We start from the raw sequence: 11,068 nt of genomic DNA, 5'->3' as shown, positions 1-11,068 counted from the left end.
GCTTAGAAAAAAGAAGGTAAAGACCGCCCTGGTCACAATGTCGATGCACCGCATGGCAAAGCAGGTGGTGGACTCCATTGGGTTTGACGCCTTCGACGTGATAGTCGCAGGTGACGACGTGCTACACGGAAAGCCGCACCCGGAAGCTTACCTAAAAGCTGCAGAACTGCTAGGGGTTAGACCGGAAGATTGCGTAGCGTTTGAGGATTCGATTTCCGGACTTCGCTCGGCTGAGGCAGCTGGAACCAAGGCAGTTGGAATTAAGAACATTGTCGATATCCCGGCTCAACCGGGTCGAATCCTGTGGCCAACGCTCGAGGGAGTCACAATGTCAGACGTCAGGGGCCTATTCAAGTGAGCAAGAAAAACACTTTCAAGGTTGGTGACAAAGTTCAGCTAACCGGTCCGAAGGGTCGACTCAACACCATCACCTTGGTCAAGGGCGGAGCCTTTGGCACACACCGCGGAGATCTAAAGCACGACAACATCATCGGTCAGCCAGATGGTTCAGTTGTTGCAAACGAGACCGGAGTCGAGTTTTTAGCCCTAAAACCACTTCTTAGTGACTTTGTCCTTTCAATGCCCCGAGGGGCTGCAATTGTTTACCCAAAAGATGCCGCTCAAATTCTGGTTGAGGGAGACATTTTTCCAGGGGCGACCGTGGTCGAGGCAGGGGTTGGTTCAGGAGCATTAAGTCTGTATCTACTTCGCGCCATTGGATCAGAAGGCCTCCTGCACTCCTTTGAGCGCAGGTCCGAGTTTGCGGAAATTGCTGCCGGTAACGTAAAAAGTCAGACCGGTTCGAACCCAAAGAACTGGAAGATTCACCTAGGGGATTTGCAGCAAGAGCTTCCGAGGAAACTAAAGCCCCAAAGCGTCGACCGCGTGGTGCTTGATATGCTCGCCCCCTGGGAATGCATCGATTCTTGTTCAGAAGCCCTAGCTCCAGGCGGTCTAATCATTGTTTATGTCGCCACCGTCACTCAGTTGTCTCGAATGGCAGAAGATCTTCGAGCTACCCGATTGTTCACCGAACCAAACGCATTCGAATCTCTGGTTAGGCCTTGGCATCTTCAGGGCTTAGCAGTAAGGCCTGAGCACCGCATGATTGCTCACACCGGTTTCCTACTAACGGCCAGGAGGCTCGCACCGGGTGCAATCTTGCCTCAGTTCAAGTCCAAGGTTAAATCAACCGAGTACTCCGACGCCGACATCAGAGCTTGGAACCCCGACGGACTGGGGGAGCGAAAGGTCTCTGAAAAAAAGCTTCGAAAGACCGTCCGAAAGGCTAACTCCTAGCAAACAGCGGTAGGCCTGTACGCCGAGTAAAGTTGAAATCTAACCTCTTTAGAAAGTTGTCTCCAAGTTGAAAAACACCATTGTCAGCCTGACCGGCTTGCTGCTGGTTGCAACCCTCACTGGCTGTTCCCCGGCCACCAACTTTGCCTGCGAAGCTTTTCAAACAGGCGATCAAGTTGAAGCGGTAACGGTTTCATCAAACTACGGGGAGACTCCGGTTGTGAGCTTTCCCTCACCGCTGACGGCTGAGGCAGTTCAGGCGCGCGTTGTGGTGGACGGGGACGGCCCGGTGTTCACCGGACGAAACCTTGTGGAGTTTGAGTTCTCCGGATACAACGGCGGCAGCGGACAGCTAATCCAGCAGACGGCTTTTGATGGAAGCGAATCCCCAACGGCGTTTTTTGGACCAGATCAGGTTCCCAATTTCTGTGTTGCTCTTGCTGGAGCCAAAGAAGGATCAAGGGTGGTCTCAATCATTCCTCCAGCCCAAGCCCATGACGGTCAGGGTATCCCTGCACTGGGTGTTGGACCAACGGACTCGCTGGTTTTCATCTTTGACCTGAGGAAAGTATTTCTGGAAAAAGCAACCGGCCAAGCGGTAGCCGCCGAAGCCGGATTTCCGGCCGTAGTGACAACCCCAGAGGGAATTCCAGGTGTCACAATTCCTCAAACTGCCCCGCCCGAAGAACTAAAGATTGCCCAGCTGATTCGTGGTTCAGGTGAGGAAGTGCAACTGGGGCAACGCGTGACCATGCACTACAGCGGTTTCCTTTGGGACAACTCCGAGAAGTTCGACTCGAGCTGGGACTCTGGCCAGGCGGCTCAATTTGAATTGCAAGAGGGTGTTCTAATCGAAGGGTTCTTGGCAGCAGTTGTCGGACAGCCTGTTGGCTCGCAAGTTATTGCAATCATTCCTCCTGCACAGGGCTATGGCGATGCCGGGGCCGGGAGTATTCCTCCTGGCGCAACTCTCGTGTTCGTTATAGACATTCTGGGTACAAGCAACTAGCAACATGTCGGAGCGGATAGATCTTTCTGAGCGTCTGTTCAATCTCACCTGCGCTTTACTGGTTGCAGGAAACGGTTTATCCAAAGCCGAGATTTTCGCAACCGTTCAGGGGTATAAGGAATCATTCGATTCCGCAGGGGATAACTCCGCTCTGAATCGGATGTTCGAACGAGATAAGGTTCAGCTCACCGAAGCTGGGGTTGCTTGGCGCTCGTTCATACCGCCAGAGGCAATGGATGACAACCAGGAATTCCGGTACCTGATAGCCAACGAAGATTTTGTCTGGCCAAAGGGGGTCAGCCTAAGCTCGAAGCAGGTGGCGCTTCTTAATTTGGCGGCCCAGGTTTGGGCCAAGGCATCGCTATCGGCTGACGCTAACCGAGCCATTCATCGAATCAGGGCCATGGGGGAAACTGCCGACTCAAGCAGTTTGATTGGGATCGCACCCCGTATTCGAACTCATGACCCAGCCTTTCTGCCCCTTTCAACCGCAATCGAGTCTGGCTCGAGGGTTTCTTTTGACTATCAAAAGCCTGGCGATGCTGAGCCGAGTGTGCGAAACCTAGAACCCTGGTCTCTGCAGAACATCTCTGGACAGTGGATGCTAATCGCACATGATCTAGACAGGGCTGAGCCCCGTAATTTTCTACTCCGGCGAATCGTGTCAGAAGTTGACATCCAGGATGTAAGTTTCGAGCCACCACAAAATGGGGAAGTAGCCCTCGCCCTAGAAGAGCTTGAAAAGCACAAGGACTCTCAGAAGGCAGTTATCAGGGTCTCACCAAACAGTGCCGCATGGTTCCACTTCGACCTGGCTACCGAGCAAGTTGAGTTTGAGACCAGTTACATGGACCTTTTCTTGTTCGCTGAGGAACTTATGGAGTTCGTAGACGAAATTGAGATTATTAGACCTGCAGAGCTTGCAGATTTGGTTAGAGGAAATCTCTTGAAGGTGAAAAGAGCCCATGCCTAAAAGTTCACAGCTCAGCGGCACAAATCGGTACAACTTCATGCTTGCTTTAACCGGCTATCTGATTTCAAACCGGCAGCAAAAAATTGAAGATGTTGCCAAACACTTTCAGGTGACCGAAAAAGAAATATCCTCGGCGGTGGTCACAATTTCACTTTCTGGGGTTGGTCTTTACAGGCCCGATGAACTTTTTTTTCTGGACTACGACCTGCTAGAAGAGGGGATTGTTGACCTAAGCTTTGCACCCACCCTAGAGGCGGTTCCGAGGTTGTCAACCAGACAGGCTGCCGCCATCGCAAGCGGGCTCGCTTATTTGGTTGATTTAGTTGACCCGGCTGATCAAAAAGAAATTTCCGAGCTTCTTGGTATTTTAGGAAAGGGAGCACTGGGTCAGAAAGACTTACCGTTTATGGTCCAACCCGTTCGAGGTGATGCTGACCTCAAAAAGGCCAGGTTGGCCGTTGAAGAAAGACGAGCAATCAAGTGTTCCTATAGAAATTCAACCGGTGAAGTTTCAGATCGCGAAATTGAACCGATTCGTCTCGAATCCAGAGAAGCGACCTGGTACCTCAGGGGATTTTGTCGAACCAACAACGAAGATCGGATATTCCGACTCGATCGAATGCGGGACATTGTGGTGTTAGATGTTTTCTCAGAGCGGTTCGGGAGCTCCAAGGAAACCGAGGAAATCTATGAGATTAGGGCCACCGACACGGAGGTCTTGTTTGAGGTTGACCCGGAAGCGTTTTCACTCATCGCGGATTACAAGCCAGATTTTGAGATTCGCGGAAACAAGAGCGTTCAAGTTCGAATCTCGATCGGCCACCTTGAGAATTTAGGGCGCATAGTCGCCAGATATAGCGGCAAAGTCCGGGTCTTGGCTCCCGAGACTGCCAGAGTCGCCGTCAGAGACTTCGCGGCCGCTGCACTTGGCGAGCTACCCCCGCAACAAGAAGCCGAGTAGGTTTGTTGGCATGGAGTGGTTATTTGCTGGAACATTTGCGCTTGTGATGTTTGTCTGGTCAGTTGCTTATCTTGTGAGGAAGCTCCTGAGGCTTCGCCCGCTGGTGGCCCCATTTCAGCAGCAAGTGGAGCTTCTGGCAAAGGCAAGCGAGCAGGCTCCCGAGATTGCCAAACTAGCCAGCGCCATCGAGGATGACCCCGCATGGCACGTAGCACGCCGTCTTGAGCTTCAGCGCAAGGTAAGGAAGCAAAGGCGCGAGCGAGGCCGTAGGCTTAGGACTAGAGTTTTGTAGCAAGAGAAAAGGAAAAACAATGCGTCTTCAGGGCTGGGAATGGATCATTATTCTGGCGATTGTGCTGTTGCTTTGGGGCGGGCCCAAGCTTCCCGGCCTTGCCAAGTCCCTTGCGCAGTCCATGCGTATTTTCCGCAAGGAGATTAAGACCAACGAAGAGGCAACAGCCCCCGAGGACGCCAAGCCGGCCGATAAGCCAGCTGAGGGTGAAAACCCCAACAACAAGTAAGTGGCCAGGAAGAAAAACCCCGACGCCAAAATGAGCCTTTCGGGGCATCTAAAAGAGCTACGTAATCGACTGTTTTGGTCCGCTCTATTTATCCTTGGTGGATCTGTAGCGGGCTGGTTTATGTTTGACTTCGTCTTCGACGAGTTGCAAAGACCCATCATTGAGCTTGCAGGCAAGCCGGGGAGCAACGCGACAATCAACTTTCCAACCGTGGTCTCGGCATTTGACGTGAGGCTACAGGTTTCAATTTTCCTCGGAGTGCTGATGGCATCACCGATATGGCTTTTTAACTTGTGGGCATTCATTACTCCCGGACTAAAACAGCGTGAAAAGAGATACTCGATCGGTTTTGTTTTCACCGCCGTCCCTCTATTTGTTGCCGGGACATTTCTCGCCTGGACATCGCTTCCCGCATTCGTAGTTGTACTGGTTGGCTTCACACCCGACGGTGGGGCCAACGTTATAAATGCCAGTGAGTACATTTTGTTTACCACCAGAATCTTGTTGGTTTTTGGTCTTGCCTTTGTGCTGCCCGTAGTTTTGGTCATGTTAAATTTTGCCGGGGTAATAACGGCTCAGAACATAATCAAATCTTGGCGGCTCGCAATTTTTATCTCAGCGGTGGTGGGTGCGATTGCTACTCCGGTGGCAGAGCCTATGGCAATGTTCTTACTAATGACACCGCTTTTACTTCTATATTTCTTAGCAGCGGGGGTGGCCTACCTTCACGATAAACGCGTTGAAAAAAAGCTCGCAGCTTTGGAGTTTGACCATCCCCAAGATGCTGAGTAGTTGAAGTGAAGCAGGAGGAGCTCAGCGCCGCTGAGCGATACGCGAGGGCAAAAACGAAACAGTCCGCTCCAAGCTATAGCTCATTTCTTGAGCTTCTTGAATTCGACCTTGATCCATTTCAGGAGCAGGCCTGCCATGCGCTTGCCAAGGGTAAGGGAGTTTTGGTCGCCGCGCCTACCGGCGCGGGAAAAACTATTATTGGGGAATTCGCAATACATCTGGCAATCGAGAAAAAGCAAAAGGTTTTCTACACCACGCCGATTAAGGCTCTGAGTAATCAGAAATTTGCAGAACTAGTCGCACGCTACGGGCCTGAGAAGGTTGGGCTTCTAACCGGAGATACCAACACAAACGCTGACGCCCAGATTGTTGTGATGACTACAGAGGTTCTAAGAAACATGATTTATGCAAACTCCGACTCGCTCATTGAGCTGGGGTATGTAGTAATGGATGAGGTTCACTACTTAGCCGATCGGTTCCGCGGTGCTGTTTGGGAGGAAGTGATTCTGCACCTCCCAAAGGACGTGAAGTTGGTTTCCCTTAGCGCCACAGTCTCAAACGCAGAGGAGTTTGGAGCCTGGCTTGAGGAGGTAAGGGGCGACACCGAAATAGTGGTTTCGGAAATCAGACCAGTTCCCCTAGATCAGCACGTCTTGTTTGGTGATGAGCTGATGGAACTATTCGCACCGGGATCAAAAAACCAGCGGGTCAATTCCGAGTTGGTACAAAAACACTCCGCGAAGCTGCGAATACCAATTGGTAAATACACCAGGGGGAAAAAGCCACGCGGGGAACTGGACCGAAGATTCTCCAGAATTCCAAAGGTCTCTAAACCCGAGGTAGTCGAGATTCTCGAGGACAATGATTTACTACCGGCTATTTTCTTCATTTTCTCTCGGGCGGGGTGTGACGCTGCCGTGAGAGCCTGCCACCAGTGGGGTGTCAGGCTCACCACAAAGGAGGAGCAGTCTGAGATCAGATACTTCGTGGAGGAGAAAACAGCCTCAATCGCTGATGAGGATTTAGCCACACTCGGATATTTCGAGTGGCTGAGCGGTTTAGAGAGGGGAGTGGCGGCCCATCACGCCGGAATGCTGCCGGCTTTCAAAGAAGTAGTCGAGGAGCTATTCTTACGAAAACTCGTCAGAGTTGTATTCGCAACGGAGACCCTTGCCCTCGGGATTAACATGCCCGCCCGAACGGTTGTGTTAGAAAGACTCGATAAGTTCAACGGGGAATCCAGAGTTCAGATCACACCGGGGGAGTACACGCAGCTGACCGGGCGTGCTGGAAGACGCGGAATCGACACCCTCGGTCACTCTGTCATTCAGTGGTCTGGAAACCTCGACCCGGCAAGCGTCGCAGGACTTGCCAGCAAACGAAGCTATCCGCTGATTAGCCCGTTTAAGCCAACTGCCAACATGGCGGTGAACTTGATTGAAGCCTTCGGGAGAAAGCGTGCAAGGGAGGTACTCGAAACTTCCTTTGCCCAGTTCCAGGCCGATCGTTCGGTGGTTGGACTTGCCAAGGGCATACGCGAAAAACAAATCTCTTTAGATGGCTACGCCAAGTCCATGGAGTGTCACCTGGGTGATTTTTTCGCTTACTCGAGCATCCGTCGCGAGCTAAGCGACATCGAAAGGGCTTTGTCTTCGGGCAGAACCAGGCAAGAGCGCGGTAAGGACATTAGACAAACCAAGGGCAGAAGCGAACAGGAGAGGAAACTCGCAGAATTAAAGGTGCGAATGAAGACTCACCCGTGTCACCTGTGTTCGCACCGCGAAGCGCATTCGCGCTGGGCCGAACGATGGTGGCAATTGCACCGCGAGACTCAGGCCATCATCGACCAAATCGAGGGTAGAACAAATCTGGTGGCTTCAACTTTTGACAAAATTTGCTCTCTACTTATCGAGCTTGATTACCTAACAGATAAAGACGATGAAGACCTTCACGTCACTGACTCCGGAAAGATGTTGGCTCGCATCTACGGGGAGAGAGATTTACTAGTCGCGGAGGCTCTGAGGCTTAAGCTCTGGGACAATTTGGATGCTCCCGGCCTTGCGGCGATGGCTGCGGCGCTGGTTTACGAACCGCGTCGCGATGATGAAAACTTTGAAGCTAGAACACCTAAAGGGAACTTCCTCGACAGTTTCACAAAAACCCAAAACCTCTGGGAGGAGCTGGAGGCGCTTTCAAAAAAGCACAAGCTCCAGCGCTCGTCAAAACTCGAACTTGATTTGAGCTACCCGATTTACAGATGGGCCACCGGGACCAAACTCGATTTGGTCTTGGAATCTGCTGACTTGTTGCCAGGGGACTTTATCCGCTGGTGTAAACAAATTATTGACTTACTTGAGCAACTAGCCAAAGCTAGCGAGGGCCAAATGGCCTCCAAGGCCAGTGATGCCGTGGATAAAGTTAAGCACGGCATCGTCGCCTATTCCTACTATGCATAGGCTGGAAACATGAACAAAACCATTTCGGCCATGGCTTGGCGCATACCAGTTGGAATTATTGGGGGGTTTGTCTCCTCCCTGGCGATGCCTACGGAAAACGTCTGGCCGCTAATTTTTGTTTCTGTCGCAATGATTTTGATGGCGATTCAAGGCTTGAAGTTTTTCCCCGCTACTGGAGTTGGCTTCTTGGCCGGCATAGCGTTCTACATGAGCCAGGTGGAATGGATAAGTCTCTACCTCGGTCCGGTTCCGCTAATTGCTCTCTCGGTGCTGGAGTCAGTTATCTTTGCACTGGGAGCCGGAAGCATTGCCCTGGTATGGACCTACTTAGAGGAGCGCCTAAAGGGCAGCCTCGCTTCAACCCTGATAGCACTGGCTATCGCAACGCTCTGGACCGCTAGAGAATTCGTGGCCATCAACTTTCCCTATGGAGGATTTCCCTGGTCCAGGGTTGCTCAGGCGCTCTCGGATAGCTTCTTGTCGCAGCTGGTTTACTTCGTCGGCATATCGGGACTTACTTTCCTATCCGTCTTCATGACCGTTAGCTTGCTGCTGCTATTTCAAGCTGGCCTATCAAATTTGCGTTTGGGTGTTCCCGCCTTGGCAAGCACAATTGCCATCTTGGCTCTGGCTGCGTTTTTTGTGGTTCCAACCGAGTCCGAAAGCGGAGAAGTCACGGTTGCAGCCGTGCAGGGAAATGCGAACGCCGGTTTGTTTGCTAACCCCGAACGGGGAACATTTTTGAGAAACCATCTCGAGGCCACAGAGCTACTGAGCAATCACCCCAGGCGCGAGGAGGTTGACTTCATCGTCTGGCCGGAAAATGCCTCCGACCTCAACCCTCAGTCCAACGCCATGGCCAAGGTTCAAATTGACGCGGTGCTCGATAAATACCAGGTGCCGTTGATTTTTGGGGCCATCACCGAATCCGGCGAAGAGGTGTTTAACAGCTCGCTGTACTTCGCTCCGGGTAAAGGTCAAATTGATCAGTACGACAAAAAACGACCGGTTCCGTTTGCAGAGTATGTCCCGGATAGAGATTTTTGGTACGCACTCGCTCCGGATCTGGTGGGCTTGGTCTCCAGGGGCTACGCATTCGGAAGTAGGGACGGAAACTTCGAGTTTGAAGGGTCGAACCTGGGAGTACTGATCTGCTTCGAAATTGCAATCGATGACATCGGTCGAGAGTTAGTCGACAAGGGTGCCGAGATCATCTTGTCTCAAACCAATAACGCCGACTTTGGTCGAAGTGACGAGACCTTTCAGCAGGCCGCCCTGGCAAGGCTTCGGGCTATTGAAACCGGAAGGGCGATTGTAAACATATCGACGGTTGGGGTCTCTAAGGTGTTCCTACCAAACGGGGAAGTGGTTGATCAACTGCCTATTTTTGAGCCGGGAGTGATGGTACAGACCCTTCCGCTACGAACATCGATTACCCCGGCAATGGTAATCGGACCCTCATTTGATTTAGCTGTGAATTTACTTGCCCTCGCGCTACTTTTGGCGGCAATTGGAACGGGCTTTGCCAATCGCACCAGAAAAGGCAGTAGTTGAAAACGCTTGTTGTGATTCCCACTTACAACGAAGCGCTCACGATCGAGGAAACGGTGTTGGGCGTTCTCGATTTAGAACCCACTTTGTCGGTTTTGGTGGTGGACGATAATTCACCGGATGGAACCTCCAAGATCATATCCGCACTTGCCGAGCAGGAGCCAAGGTTGGCGATTCTCAATCGAGTTCAGAAAAAAGGTCTTGGACTTGCCTACCTCGCCGGCTTTGAGTGGGCGTTTGAGAGGAACTTCGATTTCATAGTCGAGATGGACGCCGATGGTTCTCATCGGGTAAGTGATTTGATTACTTTGCTTCAGGCCTCACCGGAGGCGGATTTGGTAATTGGTTCTAGATGGATTCGTGGGGGAGAGGTACTGAACTGGCCGTCGCACAGAAAGTTTGTTTCCAAGTTCGGAAACAGCTACGCCAAATTTATGTTGGGAACCAAAATTCAGGACATGACATCGGGCTTTAGGGTCTATCGGGCCAATTTTCTAAGGACACTTTTGGAGCGCAAGGTATCCTCACACGGATACTCGTTCCAGGTAGAGCTTGCCTACCTGGCATCGAAATCTGGGGTTGTGATTGAAAAGCCAATTACTTTTGTTGAGCGGGTCAACGGGAAATCAAAAATGACCTTGGCCATTGTGCTGGAGGCACTGACCAAGGTCACCTTTTGGGGACTAAAAAGAATCTTCTGATTTACACGTCGGCTTTGCCGGCTTTGCGCCTTGCTCTGATATACAAAAGTCGCTCCTTGAGAATTTCCTCAAGCTCTTCCTTGGATCTTCTTTCTAAAAGCATCTCCCAGTGTGAGCGGGGTGTCTTTAGCTCATCGACTTCAAGTTTTACTAGAGCTCCATCGCTTAGGAGCGTAGCTTGCTCGGGGCAGGACTTGCACTGCCACTGGTTTGGTAGCTCGGCGTCCTGGGCAAAAACTAGTTCACTGACATGGCCGTTTGGGCACTGAAAGCTGTGTTTGGTTCTAGCCGAGAAGCTAACCCCAATTTCTGATTCGAGAGATTGTGCTCCAAGCCTGATACCGCGCATTGTCTGTTGAGCCATGATTTCTCCTGGTTTGGGTTTGGCTGACTTATGTCAACAATGGTTGCAACCAAACCGGGTGCGAAAAACATCCATCGGGGACTCACTTAACAGAAATTTCTCAGCTAAAAGTCTTGATGGCCAAGTCGGTTCTATCGGTGACGATACCGTGGGCCCCGAGCTTGAAAAGTTCAAGCATTTCTCGAGGCTGATTTATGGTCCAGTAGTGGATCTCGACTCCCGAGCCCAAAACCTGCTCCAAAAACCTCGGGTGGGTGAAGTCAAAGCCGTAGCGCTTTGTTGGGATCTGAAGTGCATCGATTCTTTCCATTTGTTTCAAAAGCGGATTAGTCCACTTAGCCCTGGCAGCTAAATATATCGAGAGAATCTTTGAGCTTCCAGCCGAAGAAGCTAGGGGAGTGGGGCTGTTTGCGAGCGCTCTTTTTCTCGAGCCTTCACTGA

13 protein-coding genes are annotated in these 11,068 nt (G+C 51.5%); 11 read left to right on the top strand and 2 right to left on the bottom strand.

From position 1 onward, the window contains the following. The 11 genes from WAO31_RS05065 to WAO31_RS05015 form a co-directional block, all read left to right on the top strand. On the top strand, positions 1-358 hold a 358-nt coding region (locus WAO31_RS05065; protein ID WP_509591027.1), incomplete at its 5' end, for an HAD family hydrolase. Beyond that, positions 355-1,299 carry a tRNA (adenine-N1)-methyltransferase gene (locus tag WAO31_RS05060; protein ID WP_509591025.1) on the top strand — a complete coding sequence of 315 codons (945 nt, stop codon included), beginning with the start codon at positions 355-357 and terminating at the stop codon, positions 1,297-1,299. The genes WAO31_RS05065 and WAO31_RS05060, both read left to right, overlap by 4 nt. Positions 1,300-1,366: 67 nt before the next feature. Next, on the top strand, positions 1,367-2,308 hold the full coding sequence (locus tag WAO31_RS05055; protein ID WP_509591023.1) for an FKBP-type peptidyl-prolyl cis-trans isomerase: 942 nt from the start codon (positions 1,367-1,369) through the stop codon (positions 2,306-2,308). A 4-nt stretch (positions 2,309-2,312) separates the two neighbouring features. Further along, on the top strand, positions 2,313-3,281 hold the full coding sequence (locus tag WAO31_RS05050) for a helix-turn-helix transcriptional regulator (protein ID WP_509591022.1): 969 nt from the start codon (positions 2,313-2,315) through the stop codon (positions 3,279-3,281). Further along, a complete protein-coding gene (locus WAO31_RS05045) occupies positions 3,274-4,242 on the top strand; it encodes a helix-turn-helix transcriptional regulator (RefSeq protein ID WP_509591021.1) in 969 nt (322 codons plus the stop codon). The genes WAO31_RS05050 and WAO31_RS05045 overlap by 8 nt, the downstream gene beginning before the upstream one ends. A gap of 10 nt (positions 4,243-4,252) precedes the next feature. Then, positions 4,253-4,534 carry a hypothetical protein gene (locus WAO31_RS05040; protein ID WP_509591018.1) on the top strand — a complete coding sequence of 94 codons (282 nt, stop codon included), beginning with the start codon at positions 4,253-4,255 and terminating at the stop codon, positions 4,532-4,534. Positions 4,535-4,553: 19 nt separating this feature from the next. Beyond that, positions 4,554-4,763 carry a twin-arginine translocase TatA/TatE family subunit gene (locus tag WAO31_RS05035; RefSeq protein ID WP_509591016.1) on the top strand — a complete coding sequence of 70 codons (210 nt, stop codon included), beginning with the start codon at positions 4,554-4,556 and terminating at the stop codon, positions 4,761-4,763. Further along, a complete protein-coding gene (gene tatC, locus WAO31_RS05030; protein ID WP_509591014.1) occupies positions 4,764-5,555 on the top strand; it encodes a twin-arginine translocase subunit TatC in 792 nt (263 codons plus the stop codon). A 5-nt stretch (positions 5,556-5,560) separates the two neighbouring features. Continuing rightward, on the top strand, positions 5,561-8,011 hold the full coding sequence (locus tag WAO31_RS05025) for a DEAD/DEAH box helicase (RefSeq protein WP_509591012.1): 2,451 nt from the start codon (positions 5,561-5,563) through the stop codon (positions 8,009-8,011). Positions 8,012-8,020: 9 nt separating this feature from the next. Further along, positions 8,021-9,565 carry an apolipoprotein N-acyltransferase gene (lnt, locus tag WAO31_RS05020; RefSeq protein WP_509591010.1) on the top strand — a complete coding sequence of 515 codons (1,545 nt, stop codon included), beginning with the start codon at positions 8,021-8,023 and terminating at the stop codon, positions 9,563-9,565. Then, positions 9,562-10,263 carry a polyprenol monophosphomannose synthase gene (locus WAO31_RS05015; RefSeq protein WP_509591008.1) on the top strand — a complete coding sequence of 234 codons (702 nt, stop codon included), beginning with the start codon at positions 9,562-9,564 and terminating at the stop codon, positions 10,261-10,263. The genes lnt and WAO31_RS05015 overlap by 4 nt, the downstream gene beginning before the upstream one ends. Before the next feature lies 1 nt (position 10,264). Here WAO31_RS05015 and WAO31_RS05010 read toward each other — a convergent pair whose 3' ends face one another. Together WAO31_RS05010 and WAO31_RS05005 are read right to left on the bottom strand one after the other, a co-directional pair. After that, positions 10,265-10,627 carry an RNA polymerase-binding protein RbpA gene (locus tag WAO31_RS05010; protein WP_509591006.1) on the bottom strand — a complete coding sequence of 121 codons (363 nt, stop codon included), beginning with the start codon at positions 10,625-10,627 and terminating at the stop codon, positions 10,265-10,267. Positions 10,628-10,727: 100 nt separating this feature from the next. Then, positions 10,728-11,068, bottom strand: a 341-nt coding sequence (locus tag WAO31_RS05005; protein ID WP_509591004.1) for a glycerophosphodiester phosphodiesterase family protein, incomplete at its 5' end; no start/stop codon positions are given.

This window comes from Rhodoluna sp. (assembly GCF_049276775.1).
GTDB lineage: Bacteria > Actinomycetota > Actinomycetes > Actinomycetales > Microbacteriaceae > Rhodoluna.
The sequence above is the reverse complement of the archived record's forward strand: the minus strand, read 5'-3'. Positions and strand labels throughout refer to the sequence as shown.

Coding starts and splice junctions, on each gene's coding strand:
- WAO31_RS05010 (WP_509591006.1), bottom strand. CDS start 10,627: ATGGCTCAACAGACAATGCGCGGTATCAGGCTTGGAGCACAATCTCTC.
- WAO31_RS05040 (WP_509591018.1), top strand. CDS start 4,253: ATGGAGTGGTTATTTGCTGGAACATTTGCGCTTGTGATGTTTGTCTGG.
- WAO31_RS05035 (WP_509591016.1), top strand. CDS start 4,554: ATGCGTCTTCAGGGCTGGGAATGGATCATTATTCTGGCGATTGTGCTG.
- WAO31_RS05050 (WP_509591022.1), top strand. CDS start 2,313: ATGTCGGAGCGGATAGATCTTTCTGAGCGTCTGTTCAATCTCACCTGC.
- WAO31_RS05045 (WP_509591021.1), top strand. CDS start 3,274: ATGCCTAAAAGTTCACAGCTCAGCGGCACAAATCGGTACAACTTCATG.
- lnt (WP_509591010.1), top strand. CDS start 8,021: ATGAACAAAACCATTTCGGCCATGGCTTGGCGCATACCAGTTGGAATT.